Annotated in this window: 19 protein-coding genes; 17 read left to right on the forward strand and 2 right to left on the reverse strand. The window is 73.6% G+C overall.

All coding sequences use genetic code 11. From position 1 onward, the window contains the following. Window positions 1–89 precede the first annotated feature (89 nt). The 6 genes from hrcA to DRB96_RS17260 all read left to right on the forward strand — a co-directional run bounded on the left by hrcA (window position 90) and on the right by DRB96_RS17260 (window position 5,640). Window positions 90–1,106 carry a heat-inducible transcriptional repressor HrcA gene (gene hrcA / locus DRB96_RS17235; protein ID WP_112453492.1) on the forward strand — a complete coding sequence of 339 codons (1,017 nt, stop codon included), beginning with the start codon at window positions 90–92 and terminating at the stop codon, window positions 1,104–1,106. Then, window positions 1,107–2,246, forward strand: a complete 1,140-nt coding sequence (gene dnaJ / locus DRB96_RS17240) for a molecular chaperone DnaJ (protein WP_112449269.1) — start codon at window positions 1,107–1,109, stop codon at window positions 2,244–2,246. It begins immediately after the preceding gene. Window positions 2,247–2,414: 168 nt separating this feature from the next. Beyond that, window positions 2,415–3,506: a nitronate monooxygenase gene (locus DRB96_RS17245; RefSeq protein WP_112449270.1), complete on the forward strand. Its 1,092-nt coding sequence runs from the start codon at window positions 2,415–2,417 to the stop codon at window positions 3,504–3,506. Further along, window positions 3,503–4,246 carry a 16S rRNA (uracil(1498)-N(3))-methyltransferase gene (locus DRB96_RS17250; RefSeq protein ID WP_112449271.1) on the forward strand — a complete coding sequence of 248 codons (744 nt, stop codon included), beginning with the start codon at window positions 3,503–3,505 and terminating at the stop codon, window positions 4,244–4,246. The genes DRB96_RS17245 and DRB96_RS17250 overlap by 4 nt, the downstream gene beginning before the upstream one ends. A 125-nt stretch (window positions 4,247–4,371) precedes the next feature. Further along, the gene (locus DRB96_RS17255; RefSeq protein ID WP_112449272.1) at window positions 4,372–4,731 is read left to right on the forward strand and encodes a histidine triad nucleotide-binding protein; all 360 of its coding nucleotides are present in this window, start codon (window positions 4,372–4,374) and stop codon (window positions 4,729–4,731) included. Window positions 4,732–4,734: 3 nt separating this feature from the next. After that, on the forward strand, window positions 4,735–5,640 hold the full coding sequence (locus DRB96_RS17260; protein ID WP_112449273.1) for a ribonuclease Z: 906 nt from the start codon (window positions 4,735–4,737) through the stop codon (window positions 5,638–5,640). A gap of 81 nt (window positions 5,641–5,721) precedes the next feature. Here DRB96_RS17260 and DRB96_RS17265 read toward each other — a convergent pair whose 3' ends face one another. Beyond that, on the reverse strand, window positions 5,722–7,116 hold the full coding sequence (locus DRB96_RS17265; protein ID WP_239515993.1) for an MFS transporter: 1,395 nt from the start codon (window positions 7,114–7,116) through the stop codon (window positions 5,722–5,724). Between the two features lie 283 nt (window positions 7,117–7,399). Between DRB96_RS17265 and DRB96_RS17270 the strand changes: the two genes are divergently transcribed. The 6 genes from DRB96_RS17270 (at window position 7,400) to DRB96_RS17295 (ending at window position 13,475) form a co-directional block, all read left to right on the forward strand. Further along, window positions 7,400–8,458, forward strand: a complete 1,059-nt coding sequence (locus DRB96_RS17270; RefSeq protein WP_239516729.1) for a PfkB family carbohydrate kinase — start codon at window positions 7,400–7,402, stop codon at window positions 8,456–8,458. A 173-nt stretch (window positions 8,459–8,631) separates the two neighbouring features. After that, window positions 8,632–10,749, forward strand: coding sequence for a PhoH family protein (locus DRB96_RS17275; protein ID WP_204357753.1), 2,118 nt, complete (start codon window positions 8,632–8,634; stop codon window positions 10,747–10,749). A 13-nt stretch (window positions 10,750–10,762) separates the two neighbouring features. Continuing rightward, window positions 10,763–11,260: an rRNA maturation RNase YbeY gene (gene ybeY / locus DRB96_RS17280; protein WP_112449274.1), complete on the forward strand. Its 498-nt coding sequence runs from the start codon at window positions 10,763–10,765 to the stop codon at window positions 11,258–11,260. Next, a complete protein-coding gene (locus DRB96_RS17285; RefSeq protein WP_112449275.1) occupies window positions 11,257–12,564 on the forward strand; it encodes a hemolysin family protein in 1,308 nt (435 codons plus the stop codon). The genes ybeY and DRB96_RS17285 overlap by 4 nt, the downstream gene beginning before the upstream one ends. Next, window positions 12,561–12,923: an MmcQ/YjbR family DNA-binding protein gene (locus DRB96_RS17290; RefSeq protein ID WP_112449276.1), complete on the forward strand. Its 363-nt coding sequence runs from the start codon at window positions 12,561–12,563 to the stop codon at window positions 12,921–12,923. The genes DRB96_RS17285 and DRB96_RS17290 overlap by 4 nt, the downstream gene beginning before the upstream one ends. Window positions 12,924–13,118: 195 nt before the next feature. Then, the gene (locus DRB96_RS17295) at window positions 13,119–13,475 is read left to right on the forward strand and encodes a cytidine deaminase (protein ID WP_112453495.1); all 357 of its coding nucleotides are present in this window, start codon (window positions 13,119–13,121) and stop codon (window positions 13,473–13,475) included. Between the two features lie 36 nt (window positions 13,476–13,511). Here the strand turns inward: DRB96_RS17295 and DRB96_RS17300 are convergent, their stop codons facing one another. After that, a complete protein-coding gene (locus DRB96_RS17300) occupies window positions 13,512–14,891 on the reverse strand; it encodes an MFS transporter (RefSeq protein ID WP_112449277.1) in 1,380 nt (459 codons plus the stop codon). A 71-nt stretch (window positions 14,892–14,962) separates the two neighbouring features. Here DRB96_RS17300 and DRB96_RS17305 point away from each other — a divergent pair, with 71 nt between their 5' ends. The 5 genes from DRB96_RS17305 (at window position 14,963) to DRB96_RS17325 (ending at window position 21,079) form a co-directional block, all read left to right on the forward strand. After that, window positions 14,963–16,090 (forward strand): helix-turn-helix domain-containing protein, encoded by a 1,128-nt coding sequence (locus DRB96_RS17305; RefSeq protein WP_112449278.1) that lies wholly within the window; start codon window positions 14,963–14,965, stop codon window positions 16,088–16,090. 69 nt (window positions 16,091–16,159) lie between these two features. Continuing rightward, a complete protein-coding gene (locus DRB96_RS17310; protein ID WP_162689075.1) occupies window positions 16,160–16,819 on the forward strand; it encodes a hypothetical protein in 660 nt (219 codons plus the stop codon). Then, a complete protein-coding gene (locus tag DRB96_RS17315; protein ID WP_112449280.1) occupies window positions 16,816–18,984 on the forward strand; it encodes a putative cobaltochelatase in 2,169 nt (722 codons plus the stop codon). Before DRB96_RS17310 ends, DRB96_RS17315 begins: the two co-directional genes overlap by 4 nt. After that, a complete protein-coding gene (gene cobO, locus DRB96_RS17320; RefSeq protein WP_112449281.1) occupies window positions 18,984–19,583 on the forward strand; it encodes a cob(I)yrinic acid a,c-diamide adenosyltransferase in 600 nt (199 codons plus the stop codon). Before DRB96_RS17315 ends, cobO begins: the two co-directional genes overlap by 1 nt. Next, a complete protein-coding gene (locus tag DRB96_RS17325) occupies window positions 19,577–21,079 on the forward strand; it encodes a cobyrinate a,c-diamide synthase (RefSeq protein ID WP_112449282.1) in 1,503 nt (500 codons plus the stop codon). Before cobO ends, DRB96_RS17325 begins: the two co-directional genes overlap by 7 nt. Window positions 21,080–21,097: the final 18 nt, after the last annotated feature.

Genomic DNA, 21,097 nt, shown 5'->3' on the forward strand with positions numbered 1-21,097 from the left:
TACACTGACCGGGGGATCTCTGGCACTCGAACGCGCAGAGTGCCAAACAGTGCGAGCCGCGAACGACGGAAACGATGGAGGTGTGCGCGATGCTCAGCGAACGCAGACTCGAAGTGCTGCGCGCCATCGTCCAGGACTACGTCGGGACGGAGGAGCCGGTCGGCTCCAAGGCGCTCACCGAGCGGCACCGCCTCGGCGTCTCGCCCGCCACCGTGCGCAACGACATGGCCGTGCTGGAGGAAGAGGGCTACATCGCCCAGCCCCACACCAGCGCCGGCCGGATCCCCACCGACAAGGGCTACCGGCTCTTCGTCGACAGGCTGGCGGGGGTCAAACCGCTGTCGACGCCCGAGCGCCGGGCCATCCAGAACTTCCTCGACGGCGCCGTCGACCTCGACGACGTCGTCGGCCGGACCGTGCGGCTGCTCGCGCAGCTGACCCGGCAGGTCGCGGTCGTCCAGTACCCGAGCCTGACCCGGTCCACCGTCCGGCACGTGGAGCTGCTCTCGCTGGCCCCGGCCCGCCTGATGCTCGTGCTCATCACGGACACCGGCCGGGTCGAGCAGCGGCTCGTCGACTGCCAGACCCCCTTCGGGGAGGCCTCGCTCGCCGATCTGCGGGCCCGCCTCAACAGCCGTGTCGTCGGCCGCCGGTTCACCGACGTGCCGCCGCTGGTGCAGGACCTTCCGGAGTCCTTCGACACCGATGACCGGGTGACGGTCAAGGCCGTCCTCGACACCCTCCTCGAAACGCTGGTGGAGGAGGCGGAGGAGCGGCTGATGATCGGCGGCACCGCCAACCTCACCCGGTTCGGACACGATTTTCCCCTGACGATCAGGCCGGTGCTCGAAGCGCTGGAGGAGCAGGTCGTGCTCCTCAAGCTGCTGGGCGAGGCCAGTGAGTCGGGAATGGCCGTAAAGATCGGGCATGAGAATGCCTACGAGGGACTGAACTCCACGTCCGTCGTCTCGGTCGGCTACGGTTCGGGCGGCGAAGCAGTCGCCAAACTCGGCGTGGTCGGACCGACCCGCATGGACTACCCCGGAACGATGGGAGCGGTACGCGCAGTGGCACGTTACGTCGGACAGATCCTGGCGGAGTCGTAAGTGGCCACGGACTACTACGCCGTTCTCGGCGTGCGCCGCGACGCATCGCAGGACGAGATCAAGAAGGCCTTCCGCCGCCTGGCGCGCGAACTCCACCCGGACGTGAATCCGGACCCGAAGACGCAGGAGCGCTTCAAGGAGATCAACGCGGCCTACGAGGTGCTCTCGGACCCGCAGAAGAAGCAGGTCTTCGACCTCGGCGGCGACCCGCTGTCCTCCTCGGGAGGCGGCGGCGGCGCGGGCGGATTCGGAGCGGGCGGCTTCGGCAACTTCTCCGACATCATGGACGCCTTCTTCGGCCAGTCCTCGCAGCGCGGACCGCGCTCGCGGACCCGCCGCGGCCAGGACGCCATGATCCGCCTCGACCTGGAGCTGGACGAGGCCGCCTTCGGCACCACCAAGGACATCCAGGTCGACACGGCCGTCGTCTGCACCACCTGCTCCGGTGAGGGCGCCGCACCCGGCACCTCGGCGCAGACGTGTGACATGTGCCGCGGCCGCGGCGAAGTCTCGCAGGTCACCCGGTCCTTCCTGGGCCAGGTCATGACCTCGCGCCCCTGCCCGCAGTGCCAGGGCTTCGGCACCGTGGTCCCGACCCCGTGCCCCGAGTGCGCGGGCGACGGCCGGGTCCGCTCCCGCCGCAGCCTCACGGTCAAGATCCCGGCCGGTGTCGAGAACGGCACCCGGATCCAGCTCGCGGGCGAGGGCGAGGTCGGCCCCGGCGGCGGCCCCGCCGGCGACCTCTACGTGGAGATCCACGAGCTGCCGCACCCGACCTTCCAGCGGCGCGGGGACGACCTGCACTGCACGGTCACCATCCCGATGACCGCGGCGTCCCTGGGCACCAAGTGCCCGCTGGAGACGCTGGACGGCCTGGAGGAGATCGACATCCGGCCCGGCACCCAGTCCGGCCAGGCGATCCCGCTGCACGGCCGGGGCGTCACGCACCTGCGCGGCGGCGGGCGCGGCGACCTGATCGTGCACGTCGAGGTCACCACCCCCAGCAAGCTGGACCCGGCGCAGGAGGACCTGCTGCGCCAGCTGGCGAAGCTGCGCGGCGAAGAGCGGCCGCTCGGCCAGTTCGCGCCGGGCCAGCAGGGGCTGTTCAGCCGCCTGAAGGACGCCTTCAACGGCCGCTGAGCCACCCGCGCGAGCGCGTACGAGAACACCTGCGAGCCCGGTCCGGGGATGCCCCGGACCGGGCTCGCGGCGCAGGTGCCGACGGGTTTTCGCCGATCCGGCGAAGGGACTATGCCAGGCGAATGCCGTGATTCGGTCCCGTGAGCGGGACATGGCACGATGCAGCACATGTCCTCCGCACCGAACGGTCTCTTCGTGTACCCGATCGTGCAGGCGCCCATGGCGGGCGGCGCGTCCTGCCCGCCGCTCGCGGCCGCCGTGTGCGAAGCGGGCGGACTGGGCTTCCTGGCCGGAGGCTACAAAACCGCCGACGGCATGTACCAGGAGATCAAGCGGCTGCGTGCGCTCACCCGCCGCCCCTTCGGAGTCAACCTCTTCATGCCGCAGGCCTCCGCCGTGGATCCGGCCGCGCTGGAGGTGTACCGCGGGCAGCTCGCCGGCGAGGCCAGCTGGTACGAGATCTCCCTCGCGGAGGAGGACCTCCTCGGCACCTGCGACGACGGCTACGACGCGAAACTCGCCATCCTCATCGAAGACCCGGTCCCCGTGGTCTCGTTCACCTTCGGACTGCCCTCGCCCGCGGCCTTCACCTGCCTGCGCAAGGTCGGCACGTACACGATCGCCACCGTGACCTCGGTCGAGGAGGCCCGCGCCGCGCAGAGCGCCGGAGCGGACGCCGTCTGCGTCCAGGGCATGGAGGCCGGCGGCCACCAGGGCACCCACCGCGACGACCCGCAGGCCGACGGCACGGCCGGCGTCGGCCTGCTCGCGCTCGTGGCGCAGGTGCGCGAAGCGGTGGCCCTGCCGATCATCGCGGCGGGCGGCCTGATGCGCGGCTCGCAGATCGCCGCGATGCTCGCGGCCGGCGCGGAGGCCGCGCAGCTCGGCACCGCCTTCCTGGCCTGCCCGGAGTCCGGCGCCGACCCGCTGCACAAGAAGGCGCTGACCGACCCGCTGTTCGTCCGGACGGAACTGACCCGGGCCTTCTCCGGGCGTCCCGCCCGGGGACTGGTCAACCGGTTCATGCGCGAGCACGGCCCCTACGCCCCGGCCGCCTACCCGCAGGTCCACCACCTCACCTCGCCGCTGCGCAAAGCGGCCGCCGCGGCCGGGGACCCGCAGGGCATGGCCCTGTGGGCGGGCCAGGGGCACCGGCTGGCGCGGGCGATGCCGGCCGGGGAACTGGTGGAGGTGCTCGCCGCGGAACTCGCCGCCGCGCAGCACGCGTTGAAGACAATGCAGATGAGGAGTGCGTCATGACCGCCCCCGTGTTCGTGGTCGAAGAGGTCCCCGCGGGGCCGGAGTTCGTCCTGGACGGCCCCGAGGGCCGGCACGCGGTCTCCGTGAAGCGACTGGCCCCGGGCGAGGCCCTGGTCCTCGCCGACGGCCGGGGAGGCTGGGCCGAGGCCGTCGTGAAGGCCGCCGAGGGCAAGGACCGCCTCGTCGTCTCCGTGTCCGGGGTCTTCGAGGAGGCCGAGCCGGCCGTCCGGATCACCGTCGTCCAGGCCCTGCCCAAGGGAGACCGCGGCGAGGTCGCCGTCGAGACCATGACGGAGACCGGCGTCGACGCGATCGTGCCCTGGCAGGCCTCGCGCTGCATCACCCAGTGGCGCGGCGACCGGGGTGCCAAGTCCCTCGCGAAGTGGCGGGCCACCGCCCGGGAGTCCGGCAAGCAGTCCCGCCGGGTCCGCTTCCCCGAAGTCGCGGAGGCCGCGACGACCAAGCAGGTCGCGGCGCTGCTCGCCGGGGCCGACCTCGCGGTGGTCCTGCACGAGGACCGCGACACCCCCTCGGGGGCCCTGGCCACGGCGGAACTGCCCGCCGCGGGCTCCGTCGTCCTGGTGGTCGGCCCCGAGGGCGGGGTCTCCCCGGAGGAGCTCGCCGCCTTCGCGGAGGCCGGCGCGCACCCGTACCGGCTGGGCCCCTCGGTCCTGCGCACCTCCACGGCCGGCACGGCCGCCGCCGCGGTCCTGCTCGCCAGGACGGGCCGCTGGTCCTGACGGGCCGCTGGTCCCGACGGGCCGGCCCGCGGAGCGACGGCCGCCCCCGGCGGACGGCCTGACGGGCCCGGTCCGCGGCGGTCGATACGATGCCGGAACCGATCACTGTCACGAAGGGCTCAGCAATGGCCGGGGAACCGCAGGCCGACTGCCTGTTCTGCAAGATCGTCGCAGGGAACATCCCGGCGACCGTCGTCCGCGAGACCGAGACGACCGTCGCCTTCCGGGACATCAACCCGCAGGCGCCCACCCACGTCCTCGTCATCCCGAAGGCGCACTACCCCGACGCCGCCTCCCTCGCGGCCGCCGAACCCCAGATCGCCGCCGACGTACTGCGCGAGGCCGGCCAGGTCGCCCTCGACGAGAAGCTCGAAGGCCGCGGCTACCGGCTCGTCTTCAACACGGGCGCCGGCGCCGGCCAGGTCGTCTTCCACGCCCACGCGCACGTGCTGGGCGGCCGCGGCTTCGAGTGGCCCCCGGGATAAACCGTGTCCGTACGCGAATTCGTGGTGCTCGGCACCGCCAGCCAGGTCCCCACCCGCCACCGCAACCACAACGGCTACCTGCTGCGCTGGGACGGCCAGGGCATCCTCTTCGATCCCGGCGAGGGCACCCAGCGCCAGATGCTGCGCGCCGGGGTGGCCGCGCACGACATCGACCGGATCTGCGTCACCCACTTCCACGGTGACCACAGCCTCGGCCTCGCCGGGGTGATCCAGCGCATCAACCTCGACCGGGTCCCGCACCCCGTCAGCGCCCACTACCCGGCCTCCGGACAGAAGTTCTTCGACCGGCTGCGGTACGCCACGGCCTACCGCGAGACCGTGGAGATCACCGAGGAACCGGTGGCCGCGGACGGGGTGCTGGCACGCACGGACACCTACACCCTGGACGCCGTACGGCTCTCGCACCCGGTGGAGTCCTTCGGCTACCGGGTCACGGAGCCCGACGGGCGCCGGATACGGCCCGAACTGCTCGCGCGGCACGGGATCAAGGGGCCCGACGTGGGCCGGATCCAGCGCGAGGGCCGCCTCGGCGAGGTCACCCTCGACGACGTCAGCGAGCCGCGCCCCGGGCAGCGGTTCGCCTTCGTGATGGACACCCGCCTCTGCGAGGGCGTCGAAACCCTCGCGGCGGCCTGCGACATGCTGGTGATCGAGTCGACGTTCCTCGACGAGGACGTCCGCCTCGCCACCGACCACGGGCACCTCACCGCTGGCCAGGCGGCCGGGGTGGCGCGCGACGCGGGCGTGCGGCACCTGGTGCTGACGCACTTCTCGCAGCGCTACCCGGACCCGTCGGAGTTCGAACGCCAGGCCCGCGCGGCCGGCTTCGAGGGCGAGCTCACGATCGCCGCCGACCTCGTACGGGTTCCCGTGCCGAAGCGGGTGTGACGGCGCACCCGTACGGTTCCCGGGCCGGGAGGCCCGCCCCGGATCCGGCGGGGCCTCCCCGGCCCCGGCCCCGACCGCGGATCAGCGGCGGGCGCGGGAGCCTGACGCGGCCGGCGCCCGGCTCCGGCGGGCCGCCGCCGGGGAGAGCAGCAGCACGCGGAGCGGGGGCAGCCGCAGCGGGCGGGCGGAGCGGGCCGGGCGTACGGCGAGCTCCGCGAGCTCGACGACCTTCAGCTCCGGGGCGCCGACCCTCGGCACCGCGCCCGTCGGGGCGCCCGCGCCGGCGGCGAGCACGGCCGCCGGGGCCCCGCCGCGCCGCCGCACCGAACCGGGGACCAGCGGGCGTCCGCCGACGTGCAGGGCGACCGCGGCCATCGGCCCGGCCACGGCCAGCAGCAGGCCGCCGAGGACCAGGCCCATGCCCGGGAACCCCGCGCCTTCGGCGAGCAGGCTCCCGGTGACGGGCCCGCAGGCCACTCCGAGCGAGGACGCCGAGCCGACCAGGACGGCCCAGCGGCCGCGCGGGTCGAGGGCGGCCGCGAGGCCGATGGCGTAGGAGAGCACGACCGGGTAGACCGCGTTCCACAGGATCTCCCCGGCGGCGAAAGCGCCGAGGCCCTGCGCGCGGGAGGCCAGCACCACGCAGCAGGCGATGACCGCCGTGCCCGCGCCCACCGGGACCGCCCGGCCCAGGCGGGCGCCCAGCGCCGAGGCGGCGGTGACCCCGAGCAGCCCGGCGCCGAGCGCGGCGGCGAAGACGATGCCGAGGGTGACCTCGGACAGGCCCGCCTGCTGCGCGCCGATGCGGCCGCTGACCCCCCACAGGGCGTTCTGGGCCAGCGACCACAGCATCAGAGCGCCGGCCAGCACCACCCCGGCCCGCGGGTACGGCAGCCGCCCGCGGGCCCGTACGGCGCGGGCGGCCGCCGTACCCGGGCCGTCGAGGCGGCCCGTCGCGGGCCAGCACGCGGCCGCCACCAGCGCGATCGCGGCGAAGGGCAGCCCGTGGCCGCCGCCGAGCCGCGGCAGGGTCAGGTACAGGGCCCCGGCGGTCGCCGACACCGACAGCAGGCCGAGCGAGGAGGTGCGGTGCGGGTCGCGCTGCGCCGCGATCCCCGAGGCGGCCACGGCGGTCGCCGTGCCCGAGCCGAAGCCGCCGACGACGGCGCCCGCGATGACGAGCGGGAGCAGGGGGGTGGCGGCCGCGGTGCCGTAGCCGAGGACGGCCAGCAGCAGCCCGAGCCGGGCCAGCGGGCGCGGACCGCGGCGGGGGATGCGGGAGGCCAGGGTGAAACCGGCGGCGGCCGAGCCCAGCAGCAGGACCGAGCCGATCAGTCCGGCCTGCGCGGGGCTCAGCGGGAGGTGCGCGTCGAGCCGGCCGACCACGGTGGGCAGGAGGTACGGGGCGACGTAGCCGGCGGTGAAGAGCGCGACGAGCGGCCAGGAGGCGGGCGGCGCGGAGGTGCGGTCGTACACGGGTGGTCCAGGTGACGCAGGTGGAACATGAGATTCCGCACGTGCGCGGGAGCTCATGTTTACCAAGCGGCCGGATCTTCCGAGAAGGGCGTTCAGGGGGTGATCTGCGTCACACTGTATTCCGGGTCCACCCGGGAGGGAGGGGCCGCACGGCGGGCGTGTGTTAACCCCATTGAAGAAACGACCCGCCAAGACCGTCCAGCAGAACCGATTCCAGCGATACGCGCCGAACGGGGAGTACATCGTGAGCAGTCGCACCAGCCGGGACAGCCGTGCCGCCGCCTTGGACCCGCTCGGTCCGCTGCGCGATCCCCAAGAGCCGGGCTGCGACGTCTTCCTGACCGGCACCGTCTTCCTCGACATCATCTTCACCGGACTCGACTCGGCCCCCGTGCGCGGCACGGAGTCCTGGGCGCGCGGCATGGGGTCCAGCCCCGGCGGCGTCGCCAACATGGCCACCGCCCTCGCGCGGCTCGGCCTGCGCACCTCCCTCGCGGCCGCCTTCGGGGACGACCACTACGGCGAGTACTGCTGGGACGCCCTCGAGCAGGGCGAGGGCATTGACCTGTCGATGTCACGGACCGTCCCCGGCTGGCACAGCCCCGTCACCGTCTCGATGGCGTACGAGGGCGAGCGCACGATGGTCTCGCACGGCCACGAGGCCCCGCCACCGCCGGGCCCCGGGCCGTTCCCGCGGATCCCGCCCCGCACCCGGGCGGCCGTGGCCTCCCTCGGCCCGGGCGGCGGCGAGCCGTGGGTCGCCGAGGCGGCCCGGCACGGGGCGCGGGTCTTCGCCGACGTCGGGTGGGACGAGAGCGGCCAGTGGGACCTGGGGGCGCTGGCCGACCTGGAGCACTGCGAGGCGTTCCTGCCCAACGCGGGGGAGGCGATGGCCTACACCCGCACCGACTGTCCGCTCGCGGCGGCCCGGGCGCTGGCCGAGAAGGTCCCGATCGCGGTGGTCACGATGGGCGCCGAGGGCTCGTACGCGGTGGACGGGCGGACCGGGGAGACGGCCCAGGTCCCGGCGATCGCGGTCGACGCCCTCGACCCCACCGGCGCGGGCGACGTGTACGTGGCGGGCTTCCTCACCGGCACCCTCGCCGGGTGGCCGCTGGCGGACCGGCTCGCCTTCGCGGGCCTGACCGCCGCCCTGTCGGTGCAGGAGTTCGGCGGCTCGCTGTCGGCCCCGGGCTGGCCGGAGGTGGCCGCCTGGTGGCGCACCGCCCCGCAGGAGCTGCGCGGGCTGTACGGCTTCCTCGACGACCTGGTCCCGCCCGGCCACGCCCCGGCCAGCCGGCGCCGGGCGGTCCCGACGATCGGCTTCCGGACACCGGCGTAGGGCCTGGCCGGCCGGGGACGGGGTGCGCCGGGGCGGGCGCGTGCGGGCGGGGCGTGCGGGCCCCGTAAAACCCCTCGGGGATGCCGGGGCGGCGACGTACGCTTGGAAGTCCGGAGGCCGTCGATCGGCGCGGCCCCTCAGTGGGAGGTATGCGCAGGCCACAGTGCCGGCCCATGACTCAGACACCGATAGCCAAGAGCCCCGTGCCGGGGCAGGCGCGAGCCCGTTTCACCGTCCCGGCCACCCATCCGATGGTGTCCGTGCTCGGCACGGGCGACGCCCTTCTGCGCGTGATCGAGAAGGCCTTCCCGAAGGCCGACATCCATGTTCGGGGCAATCAGGTCAGCGCGATCGGCGCCGTGGCGGAAGTCGCTCTGATCCAGCGCCTGTTCGACGAGATGATGCTGGTGCTCCGCACCGGGCAGCCGATGACGGAGGATGCAGTGGAACGCTCGATCGCCATGCTCAAGTCGAGCGGCAACGGCGAGGGACCGGACGAGACGCCCGCCGAGGTGCTCACCCAGAACATCCTCTCCAGCCGCGGCCGCACCATCCGCCCCAAGACCCTGAACCAGAAGCGGTACGTCGACGCGATCGACAAGAACACGATCGTCTTCGGCATCGGCCCCGCCGGTACCGGCAAGACCTACCTCGCCATGGCCAAGGCGGTCCAGGCCCTGCAGTCCAAGCAGGTCAGCCGGATCATCCTGACCCGCCCGGCGGTCGAGGCGGGCGAACGCCTCGGCTTCCTCCCCGGCACCCTCTTCGACAAGATCGACCCGTACCTGCGCCCGCTCTACGACGCCCTGCACGACATGATCGACCCGGACTCGATCCCCCGCCTGATGGCGGCGGGCACCATCGAGGTGGCGCCCCTGGCGTACATGAGGGGCCGGGCCATGCCCGTCTTCACCAACGTGCTGACGCCGGACGGCTGGCGTCCCATCGGTGATCTCCAGGTGGGCGACCTCGTTGTCGGGTCGGACGGCGAGCCGACCCCGGTCCTCGGCGTCTATCCGCAGGGCGAGAAGGACATCTACCGCCTCACTGCCCAGGACGGTTCCTGGACCTTGTGCTGCGGCGAGCACCTCTGGACGGTCCGCACGGCCTCGGACAAGCGCCGTGACAAGCCGTGGCGGGTTCTGGAGACCAAGGAGATGATCGGCAACCTCCGCGCGGCGCACGCCCGCCGCTACGAGCTGCCGATGCTCACCGCGCCCGTCGAATTCCCCGCACGCGAGGTCCCGATGGACCCGTACGCGCTGGGCCTGCTGCTCGGTGACGGCTGCCTGACCGGTTCCACCACACCGGCCTTCTCCACGGAGGACGAGGAACTGGCCCAGGCGCTGGAATCGGCCCTTCCGGGGGTTGTCGTACGGCACAGGGGCGGTCCTGGCTACGTCTTGAACAGGGTGAAGTCCCCGGGTGATGTGGTCACCCTGGAGAACCCCGTCACCAGGGTGCTGCGCGAGCTCGACCTGATCGGCAGCCGCTCGCACTCCAAGTTCGTGCCGGACGACTACCAGTTCAACACGCCGGAAGTCCGCCTCGCGGTGCTCCAGGGCCTGCTCGACTCCGACGGGGGCCCGGTCACCCAGCGGGACCGCACCTGCCGGATCCAGTACTCCACCGCGTCGATCGTCCTGCGGGACGACGTGATCGCCCTGGTCCAGTCACTCGGGGGCGTGGCCTACACACGGCGTCGCGCGGCCGAGGGCCGCAAGCAGGGCACCGCACTGGCCGCCCACCGCTACGACTCCCACGTCGTCGAGATCCGCCTCCCCGAAGGCATCGAGCCCTTCCGCCTCACCCGCAAGCGGGACGCCTACCACGCGGCCGGCGGCGGCGGGCGGCCGACGCGCTTCATCGACTCCATCGAGCCTGCAGGCCGTGAGCAGGCGGTCTGCATCCAGGTGGCCGCCGAGGATTCGCTGTACGTCACGCAGGACTACCTGCTGACGCACAACACGCTCAATGAGGCGTTCGTCGTGCTCGACGAGGCGCAGAACACCACCCCCGAGCAGATGAAGATGTTCCTGACCCGGCTCGGGTTCGACTCGAAGATCGTCGTCACCGGTGACGTGACGCAGGTCGACCTGCCGGGTGGTGCCAAGAGCGGTCTGCGGCAGGTCCAGGACATCCTCGAAGGGGTGCCGGACATCGCCTTCTCGCGGCTCACGTCCGAGGATGTCGTCCGGCACAAGCTGGTCGGCCGTATCGTCGACGCGTACGAGAAGTACGACGACAGCCAGGACGGGAAGCCGTCCCGGAACGGCCACCAGCGGAAGTAGACCCCAGCGCACCATGTCGATCGACGTCAACAACGAGTCCGGAACCGAGGTCGACGAGCAGGCGATCCTCGACATCGCCCGCTACGCGCTGACCCGGATGCGGATCCACCCGCTCTCGGAGCTCTCCGTCATCGTCGTCGACGAGGAGGCGATGGAGCAGCTCCACATCCAGTGGATGGACCTGCCCGGACCCACCGACGTCATGTCCTTCCCGATGGACGAGCTGCGCCCGCCGACGAAGGACGAAGAGGAGCCCCCGCAGGGGCTCCTCGGTGACATCGTGCTCTGCCCCGAAGTGGCCAAGAAGCAGGGCGAGGACGCGCCTACGCAGCACTCCATGGACGAGGAGCTCCAGCTCCTGACCGTCCACGGGGTGCTGCACCTGCTCGGCTACGACCACGAGGAGCCCGACGAGAAGGCCGAGATGTTCGGCCTCCAGGCGGCGATCGTCGACGGCTGGCGCGGCGAGCGCGGCGTGACCGGCCCGTCCCCGGCCCCGACCGTCTCGTGACCGGCGACCCACAGCTGATCACCGGGGCCGTACTGCTGGTCGTGGTGGCCTGGTTCGCCGCGTGCGCCGAGTCCGGGATCGCCCGGATCTCCGCCTTCCGCGCCGAACAGGCCGTACGCGACGGCCGGCGCGGCAGTGCGAAGCTCGCGCAGGTCGCCGCCGACCCCACCCGCTACGTGAATGTCGCGCTGCTCGTCCGGGTCACCTGCGAGATGGCGGCGGGCGTGCTCGTCACGTACGTCTGCCTGGACGAGTTCGGGGAGAACTGGACCGCGCTGCTCGTGGCCATCGGCGTGATGGTGCTCGTGTCGTACGTGGCGGTCGGGGTGTCCCCGCGCACCATCGGGCGGCAGCACCCGCTCAACACCGCGACGGCGGCCTCGTACGTCCTCGTGCCCCTCGCCCGCGTCATGGGGCCGATCCCGCAACTGCTGATCCTCATCGGCAACGCGCTCACGCCCGGAAAGGGATTCCGCAAGGGGCCCTTCGCCTCCGAGGCCGAGCTGCGCGCCATGGTCGACCTCGCGGAGAAGGAATCGCTGATCGAGGACGACGAGCGCCGGATGGTGCACCAGGTCTTCGAGCTCGGCGACACGCTCGTGCGCGAGGTCATGGTGCCCCGCACCGACCTGGTCTGCATCGAGCGGTACAAGACGATCCGTCAGGCGACCACGCTCGCGCTGCGGTCGGGCTTCTCGCGCATCCCGGTGACCGGGGAGAACGAGGACGACATCGTCGGCATCGTCTACCTCAAGGACCTGGTCCGCAAGACGCACATCAGCCGCGAGGCGGAGTCCGACCTGGTCTCTACGGCGATGCGGCCGGCGGTCTTCGTGCCGGACACCAAGAACGCGGGCGACCTGCTGCGCGAGATGCAGTCGGTGCGCAACCACGTGGCCGTCGTCATCGACGAGTACGGCGGCACCGCCGGCATCGTCGCCATCGAGGACATCCTGGAGGAGATCGTCGGCGAGATCACCGACGAGTACGACCGGGAGCTCCCGCCGGTGGAGGAGCTGGGCGGGGACCGCTACCGGGTCACCGCGCGCCTGGACATCACCGACCTCGGTGAGCTGTTCAAGGTGGACTCCTTCGACGACGAGGACGTGGAGACGGTCGGCGGACTGCTCGCCAAGGCGCTGGGCCGGGTGCCGATCGCCGGCGCCTCGGCGGTGGTGGACCTGCCGGACGGGCGGCCGCTGCGGCTGACCGCCGAGTCCCCCGCGGGACGGCGGAACAAGATCGTGACGGTGCTGGTGGAGCCGGTGGTTCCGGTGGCGGACACGCAGGACGGGGCGCAATGACACCGGCCGAGCTGCGCGCGTTCTGCCTGGGCTTCAACGCGGCGGTGGAGGAGTTCCCCTTCACCCCGGAGACCTCGGTGTTCAAGGTGCTGGGGAAGGTGTTCGCGCTGACGGCGCTGGACGCCGAGCCGCTCAAGGTCAACCTCAAGTGCGAACCGGAGCTGGGGGTGCGGCTGCGAGAGGAGCACGAGGCGATCGTGCCGGGCTGGCACATGAACAAGCGGCACTGGAACACCGTGACGGCGGGCGGGCCCGGGGCGCTGCCCGACGCGCTGCTCCGGGAGCTCGTCGAGGACTCGTACGACCTGGTGGTCGCGGGCCTGCCGAGGGCGGAGCGGCTGCGGCTCGACCGGCCGTAGCGTTCCCGCCCGCGGAACCGGGGCGGGGCCCAAGGTCATGGATCACAGGACCTTCGGGGCGGGGGATCCGCTTATGCGCCGCTTAGGGTTGTCCCTGCGCCACCAAGATCCCGGGGGGACGCCGGGGGTGGAGGGGAGAGCGTGTCCGCGGGGTCGTCGTGCGGCCCCGCGGACGCGCTCCATATGCTTCGGACCATGACCGACAGCACCGGGATCGACCCCGAAGACACCAAGATCATCACGTTGGCGCGCAGCGCACGGGCCCGCAACGGCGTGCCCGAGGGGGCGGCGGTCCGGGACGAGACCGGCCGTACGTACGTCGCCGGGACCGTGGAGCTGGACTCCCTCAAGCTGAGCGCGCTCCAGACGGCCGTCGCGATGGCGGTGGCCAGCGGAGCCCAGTCCCTGGAGGCGGCCGCGGTCGTCAGCGCGGCGGACGCCCCCTCCGACGCCGACCGCGCGGCGGTCCGCGACCTCGGCGGCCCGGACACCCCGGTCCTCCTGGCGGGCCCGGACGGCACCCTGAAATCCACCACGGCGGCGGGCGCCTAGGCCGGAGCACCGCTTGGACCGTCGCCGTGCGGCCGTTCAGGCCGTGACGGCCTCGGTCGTGGTGCGGCGGCGGATGACCATCGCCATCAGCGCGGCCACCGCGCACAGCGCGCCCGACGCGTACCAGACGGGGTCGTACGAGCCGAAGGCGTCGCGGGCCAGGCCGCCCAGGAAGGCCACCACCGCCGCGCCGATCTGGTGCGAGGCCAGGACCCAGCCGAAGACGATGGCGCCGTCCTCGCCGTAGTGCTCGCGGCACAGTGCGATCGTCGGCGGGACGGTCGCGACCCAGTCCAGGCCGTAGAAGACGATGAAGAACACCATCGGCGGGTGCACGGACGGGGCCAGCAGCATCGGGAGGAAGAGCAGCGAGATCCCGCGCAGGGCGTAGTAGACCGCGAGCAGGCGGCGCGATTCGAAGCGGTCCGTCAGCCAGCCGGAGAAGACGGTCCCGATGACGTCGAAGACGCCGATGACCGCCAGCAGTCCGGCCGCCGCCGTCACCGGCATGCCGTGGTCGTGGGCCGAGGGTATGAAGTGGGTCTTGACCAGGCCGTTGGTCGAGGCCCCGCAGATCGCGAAGGTGCCGGCCAGCAGCCAGAAGGGGCCGGTACGGGCCGCCTTGGCCAGTACGCCCACCGCCCGGCGGGCGGCTCCCGGGACGGGCGCGGGCTTCGGTGCGTACGTGCCGCCGTACGGGGCGAGCCCGATGTCGGCCGGGTGGTCGCGCAGCAGGAGCCAGACGAAGGGCACGACGGCCAGGGCCGCCAGTGAGACGGTCACCGACGCCGGGCGCCAGCCGTGGTTCTCCACCAGCCAGGCCAGCAGCGGCAGGAAGACCAGCTGTCCGGAGGCCCCGGCGGCGGTCAGGATGCCGGTGACCAGGCCGCGCCGGGCGGTGAACCAGCGGTTGGTCACCGTCGCCGCGAAGGCCAGCGCCATCGAGCCGCTGCCCAGGCCGACCAGGACGCCCCAGTACAGGATCAGCTGCCAGGAAGCGGTCATCCAGACCGTGGCCACCGAGCCGCCGGCTATGACGGTCAGCGCGACCGCGACGACCTTCCGGATGCCGAAGCGGTCCATCAGCGCGGCGGCGAACGGCGCGGTGATCCCGTACAGCGCGAGGTTCACGGAGACGGCGAGGCCGATCGTGCCGCGCGACCAGTCGAACTCCTCGTGGAGCGGCTCGATGAGCAGTCCGGGGAGGGAGGCGAAGGCGGCCGCGCCGATGATCGTCACGAAGGCGACGGCCGCGACGAACCAGGCGCGGTGGACGCGGTGCGGGCGCTGCGGCCCCTGCGGCTGCTGCGGCGCGTCGGCGGACGCGGGGCCGGGCCCGGAGCCGGGCGAGGTCGTCGGTGCCGGTGCGGACGAGGGGTCGGGGGAGGGGCCGGGGCCGGGGGCTGTTTGCGTCACGACGACAGTTTCCGGTCGGCGGGACCCCGTACGACAGTGGCCTGACTGACACCCTTCGATACAATCGGGCCATGGAGACTCGCGCGCACCGTGCCCACCGCGTTGTCGTACTGGCCCTCGCCGGGCTGCTGCCCTTCGAGCTCGGGATCCCGCACCGGATCTTCGGCCGGGCCAAGGACGGAGCCGCCGGGCGGCCGCTGTACGAGATCCTCACCTGCGGGCTGGCCCCCGGACGGGTCCCCACGGACGCCGACTTCGACATCCACGTCGAGCACGGCCCGGAACTGCTGGCCACGGCCGACACCGTGGTGGTCCCCGCCTCCTACGAGCTGGGCCCGGTCCACGCGGAGGGCCGGCTCACCCCCGAACTCGCCGCCGCGCTCGCGCACATCAGGCCCGGCACCCGGCTCGTCTCCATCTGCACGGGCGGCTACGTCCTGGCCGCCGCCGGGTACCTGGACGGCCGCCGGGCCACCACCCACTGGGCCTCCGCGGAACACTTCCAGCAGCTCTTCCCGGCCGTACTGGTCGACCCCGGCGTGCTCTACACCGACGACGGGGACGTGCTCACCTCCGCCGGGGTCGCCGCCGGCATCGACCTGTGCCTGCACATCGTGCGCCGCGACCACGGCGTGGCCGTCGCCAACGACGTGGCCCGGCGCACCGTCGTACCGCCGCACCGCGAGGGCGGACAGGCGCAGTTCATCGAGCGCCCGGTGCCGCGGCCGCAGCGCTCCGCGACCACCGCGGCCCGCGCGTGGGTGCTGGACCGGCTGCACGAGCCGCTGCGGCTGACCGACCTGGCCCGGCAGGAGGCGATGTCGGTACGGACCTTCACGCGCAGGTTCCGCGAGGAGTCGGGGCTCAGCCCCGGCGAGTGGATCGTCGGGCAGCGGGTGGAGCGGGCCCGCTCGCTGCTGGAGCAGAGCGACCTGCCCATGGAGCAGGTGGCGCGCGAGGCGGGCTTCGGGACGGCGCAGTCGCTGCGCAAGCACGTACAGGCCGCGCTCGGTGTCAGTCCGACGGCCTACCGGCGGGCCTTCCGGGAGACCGGGACGGGCGGGGGAGCCGCCCCCGGCCCCGGCCCCGGTTTCGAGTCCGGTCCCGACGGCCTGGACCCCGACCCCGAACTCGGCCCCGCCGCCCTCACCCTGACATCTCCTGATGGGACATCAGTTGCTGCCGGGTCCGTGCATTGACTTATCCGTCCGCCCCCTCGTGAATGGCCCCCAGTCGGGGGCGGGGTACGGGATCCCAGGGGGCGGGCAGTGCGGACATCGGCGCGCAGCAGGAGATGGTCGGCGGCCGTCGGCATGGCCGTGCTCGCGGCCGCGACCGGGGGCGCGCTGACCTCGCCCGCCGCCGCCGAAGGGGAGACGCCCCCGGGCCAGGTCCCGGGCCAGGTGGACTTCCCGACGCAGTGCCTGGCGCCCCAGGAAGCCGGCCTGCCGCCCGCCGACGGGCCCACCACCGCCCGGATCACCGTCGACGACCCCGCGCCGCGCGTGGGCGACACCGTCACCGTGACCTACCAGGTGACCAGGACCCCGGCCGTGAACCCGCTCGCCGTCGACCTGCCCGCCGACGTGCTCACCCCGACCGGGCGGATCGTGCTCGGGGGCGCGCAGAGCGGCGAGGTCACGGTCGTCGGAGCCAAGCGCAACGACCCCGTCAAGGCGGGGGAGACGCTGCCCGCCGTGACCATGACCGGGACCTTCACCGTCACCGCGCCCGGCGAGATCACCCTGGCCCCGGGTGGCTACACGCTGCACACCGCGCACCTGCTCGACCTCGACACGACCTGCGCCGCCGCCGGGACCCCCGTTCCGGCTCCGGACCCGGCCACGGACCCCGCCACGGATCCGTCCCCCGATCCGTCCCCGCGCACGCGCATCCGTACCCGCACACAAGAAGGGGTCACCGCATGAGCACGCCCTACCCGTTCACCGCACTGGTCGGCCAGACCGACCTGCGCCTCGCGCTGCTGCTCAACGCGGTGAGCCCCGCGGTCGGCGGTGTTCTCGTGCGCGGCGAGAAGGGGACGGCCAAGTCCACGGCCGTCCGCGCCCTGTCCGCCCTGCTGCCGCAGGTGGACGTCGTCCCCGGCTGCCGGTTCAGCTGCGCGCCCGCCGCCCCGGACCCGGGCTGCCCCGACGGCCCGCACGAGCCCGGCGCCGGGTCCGCGCGGCCGGCCCGCATGGTGGAGCTGCCCGTCGGCGCCTCCGAGGACCGCCTCGTCGGCGCCCTCGACATCGAACGCGCCCTCGCCGACGGCGTGAAGGCCTTCGAGCCGGGCCTGCTGGCCGACGCGCACCGGGGCATCCTCTACGTCGACGAGGTCAACCTCCTCCACGACCACCTCATCGACCTCCTCCTCGACGCCGCCGCGATGGGCGCCTCCTACGTGGAGCGCGAGGGCGTCTCCGTACGGCACGCCGCGCGCTTCCTCCTCGTCGGCACGATGAACCCGGAGGAGGGCGAGCTGCGCCCGCAGCTGCTCGACCGGTTCGGGCTGACCGTCGAGGTCGCCGCCTCCCGCGAGCCCGTCCAGCGGGTCGAGGTCGTCCGCCGCCGGCTCGCCTACGAGGACGACCCCGCGGGCTTCGCCGGCCGCTGGGCCGGGGACGAGGAAGAGGTGCGCGCCCGGGTGGTGGCCGCCCGGGCGCTGCTCCCCCAGGTGGTTCTCGGTGACAACTCGCTGCTGCAGATCGCCGCGACCTGCGCCGGCTTCGAGGTCGACGGCATGCGCGCCGACATCGTGATGGCCCGCACCGCGACGGCGCTGGCCGCCTGGGCCGGGCGGACCGGGGTGCGCAAGGAGGACGTGCGCCAGGCCGCCCTGCTGGCGCTCCCCCACCGGCGCCGCCGCAACCCCTTCGACGCGCCGGGTCTCGACGAGGAGAAGCTGGACCGGATCCTGGACCAGTTCCCCGACGACGAGCCGGACCGGGAGCCCGATCCGGAGCCGGAGACCGAGCCCGAGGGCCCGGACGACGGCGGCCCGGACGGCGACGGCCCCGACGGCGGGGGCCCGCACGACAACGGGCCGGACGACGGGGGCCCCGACGGCGGCGGCATACCTCCACGGGACTCCGGACCCGACGCGCCCGCGACGGACGAACACCCCGAAGACCAGGCCGAGGCCGAGCCCGATCCGCGGTCCCCGGACTCCGCCCGCGGGGGCGACCCGGCCGAGCAGGCGCCCGTACGGGCCGCCGAGCCCTTCCGCACCAAGATGCTCAGCGTCCCGGGACTCGGCGAGGGGGCCTCCGGGCGGCGCTCGCGCGCCCGCACCGCCCACGGCCGCACCACCGGCGCCCAGCGCCCCCGGGGGCAGCTGACGAAGCTGCACCTGTCGGCGACCATCCACGCGGCGGCCCCGCACCAGAAGGCGCGCGGGCGCACCGGGCGCGGCCTCGTCATCCGCAAGGACGACCTGCGCCAGGCCACGCGCGAGGGCCGCGAGGGCAACCTCGTGCTCTTCGTCGTCGACGCCTCCGGATCCATGGCCGCCCGGCAGCGCATGAGCGCGGTCAAGGGCGCGGTGCTGTCCCTGCTGCTCGACGCCTACCAGCGCCGGGACAAGGTCGGCCTGATCACCTTCCGCGGCGCGACGGCCGAACTGGCCCTGCCGCCCACCTCCTCCGTCGACGCCGCCGCGGCCCGGCTGGAGAAGCTGCCGACCGGCGGCCGCACCCCGCTCGCCGCCGGGCTGCTCAAGGCCCACGAGGTGCTGCGGATCGAGCGGCTGCGGGACCCGAGCCGGCGGCCGCTGCTCGTCGTCGTCACCGACGGGCGGGCCACCTCGGCCGGCACGGCGGGCGGCGCCGCGGGCGGACGGCCGGAAGGCACGCCGCGGGAGCTCGCCGGGCGCAGCGCCCGGCTGCTGGCGGCCGGCGGGGTCGCCTCCGTGGTCGTGGACTGCGAGTCGGGGCCGGTCCGGCTGGGGCTGGCCGGTGAACTGGCCGCCGACCTGGGCGGCCCGGCCGTCACCCTCGACGGGCTCCGCGCCGACTCGCTGGCCGGACTCGTGAAGGCCGGACTCATCAAGAGCGTACGTACCCCATCCCCGACCCTCAGGAGGGCCGCGTAATGCCGCAGGGACAGCCGTCCGTCGTTCCGGAAGACGGACTCACGACGCGTCAGCGCCGCAACCGCCCGCTCGTCTTCGTCCACACCGGCCCGGGCAAGGGCAAGTCGACGGCGGCCTTCGGGCTGGCGCTGCGCGCCTGGAACCAGGGCTGGCCGATCGGGGTGTTCCAGTTCGTCAAGTCGGCGAAGTGGAAGGTCGGCGAGGAGAACGCGCTCAAGGTGCTCGGCGCCTCGGGCGAGGGCGGTTCCGTCGTCTGGCACAAGATGGGCGAGGGCTGGTCCTGGGTCCAGCGCGACGCGCAGCTCGACAACGAGCAGGCCGCCAAGGAGGGCTGGGAGCAGGTCAAGCGCGACCTGGCCGCCGAGACGCACAAGCTGTACGTGCTGGACGAGTTCGCGTACCCGATGCACTGGGGCTGGATCGACGTGGACGAGGTCATCGAGGTGCTCCGCAACCGTCCCGGTACGCAGCACGTGGTGATCACCGGGCGCAACGCGCCGGAGAAGCTGGTGGAGTTCGCGGACCTCGTCACCGAGATGACCAAGGTCAAGCACCCGATGGACGCCGGCCAGAAGGGCCAGAAGGGCATCGAGTGGTGACTTCGTTCAACGTCCCGCGGCTGGTCATCGCCGCGCCGTCGTCCGGCAGCGGCAAGACCACCGTCGCGACGGGCCTGATGGCGGCCTTCTCGGAGCGCGGCCTCGCCGTGTCCCCGCACAAGGCCGGGCCCGACTACATAGACCCCGGCTACCACGCGCTGGCCACGGGCCGGCCGGGGCGCAATCTGGACGCCTTCATGTGCGGGCCGCAGCTGGTGGCCCCGCTGTTCGCGCACGGGGCCGCCGGCGCGGACCTGGCCGTCATCGAAGGCGTGATGGGGCTCTACGACGGGGCCGCGGGGCGGGGTGAACTGGCGTCGACGGCCCAGGTCGCGAAGTTGCTGCGGGCGCCGGTGGTCCTCGTCGTCGACGCGTCCTCGCAGTCGCGTTCGGTGGCGGCGCTGGTGCACGGCTTCGCCTCGTTCGACCCGCAGGTGCGGCTCGGCGGCGTGATCTTGAACAAGGTCGGCTCCGACCGGCACGAGGTGATGCTGCGCGAGGCGCTGGAGGAGGCGGGGATGCCGGTGCTCGGCGTCCTGCGCCGGGCTCCGCAGGTGGCCGCGCCGTCCCGGCACCTCGGCCTGGTGCCGGTGGCCGAGCGGCGGCGCGACGCGGTCGCCTCGGTGGCGGCGCTGGCGGAACAGGTCCGCCAGGGCTGCGACCTGGAGGCCCTGATGGCCCTGGCCCGGACGGCCCCGCCGCTGGCCTGCGAGGCCTGGTCGCCGGAGAGTCCGGCCGCGTCTGCGGCTGCGGCTGCGTCGGCGGATGCAGGTCCGGCCGCGTCTGCGGCTGCGGCTGCGTCGGCGGATGCAGGTCCGGCTGCGGCTGCGGCTGCGGCTGAGACTGCGACTGCGGCGCTGGGTTCGGGGCGGAGCTCCGGTGGCGGCGCCGCACCTGTCATCGCCGTGGCCGGCGGGGCCGCCTTCACGTTCTCGTACGCCGAGCACGCGGAGCTGCTCACGGCCGCCGGGGCGGAGGTCGTCACCTTCGACCCCTTGCGCGACGAGGAACTCCCGCCCGGCACCGCGGGCCTGGTGATCGGCGGCGGGTTTCCCGAGGTCTACGCACCGGAGCTGTCCGCGAACGAGCCGCTGCGCAAGGCCGTGGCCGGCTTCGCCGCGGCCGGCGGCCCGGTGGCCGCCGAGTGCGCGGGGCTGCTGTACCTGGCCCGTTCGCTGGACGGGAAGCCCATGTGCGGGGTGCTCGACGCCGACGCGCGCATGTCGGAGCGGCTCACGCTCGGCTACCGCGAGGCGGTCGCGGTGTCCGACAGCGTCCTCGCACCGGCCGGAACCCGGCTGCGCGGGCACGAGTTCCACCGGACGGTGATCGAACCCGGCGCCGGCGCGGCGCCCGCCTGGGGGTTCACGCATCCCGAGCGCCGGGTCGAGGGCTTCGTGCAGGGCGGGGTGCACGCCAGCTACCTGCACACGCACTGGGCGGCGGAGCCGTCCGTGGCCGTGCGGTTCGCCGAGGCCGCGGCGGCGCATCGGTGAGGAGCGGGCACGCCGCCG

It is taken from the genome of Streptomyces sp. ICC1, assembly GCF_003287935.1.
Classification (GTDB): domain Bacteria; phylum Actinomycetota; class Actinomycetes; order Streptomycetales; family Streptomycetaceae; genus Streptomyces; species Streptomyces tritrimontium.

Excerpts from the sequence above, each read along its gene's own strand:
- hrcA (WP_112453492.1), top strand. The coding sequence starts at position 90 with ATGCTCAGCGAACGCAGACTCGAAGTGCTGCGCGCCATCGTCCAGGAC.
- DRB96_RS17245 (WP_112449270.1), top strand. The coding sequence starts at position 2,415 with ATGTCCTCCGCACCGAACGGTCTCTTCGTGTACCCGATCGTGCAGGCG.
- DRB96_RS17250 (WP_112449271.1), top strand. The coding sequence starts at position 3,503 with ATGACCGCCCCCGTGTTCGTGGTCGAAGAGGTCCCCGCGGGGCCGGAG.
- DRB96_RS17255 (WP_112449272.1), top strand. The coding sequence starts at position 4,372 with ATGGCCGGGGAACCGCAGGCCGACTGCCTGTTCTGCAAGATCGTCGCA.
- DRB96_RS17275 (WP_204357753.1), top strand. The coding sequence starts at position 8,632 with ATGACTCAGACACCGATAGCCAAGAGCCCCGTGCCGGGGCAGGCGCGA.
- ybeY (WP_112449274.1), top strand. The coding sequence starts at position 10,763 with ATGTCGATCGACGTCAACAACGAGTCCGGAACCGAGGTCGACGAGCAG.
- DRB96_RS17290 (WP_112449276.1), top strand. The coding sequence starts at position 12,561 with ATGACACCGGCCGAGCTGCGCGCGTTCTGCCTGGGCTTCAACGCGGCG.
- DRB96_RS17295 (WP_112453495.1), top strand. The coding sequence starts at position 13,119 with ATGACCGACAGCACCGGGATCGACCCCGAAGACACCAAGATCATCACG.
- DRB96_RS17305 (WP_112449278.1), top strand. The coding sequence starts at position 14,963 with ATGGAGACTCGCGCGCACCGTGCCCACCGCGTTGTCGTACTGGCCCTC.
- DRB96_RS17315 (WP_112449280.1), top strand. The coding sequence starts at position 16,816 with ATGAGCACGCCCTACCCGTTCACCGCACTGGTCGGCCAGACCGACCTG.
- cobO (WP_112449281.1), top strand. The coding sequence starts at position 18,984 with ATGCCGCAGGGACAGCCGTCCGTCGTTCCGGAAGACGGACTCACGACG.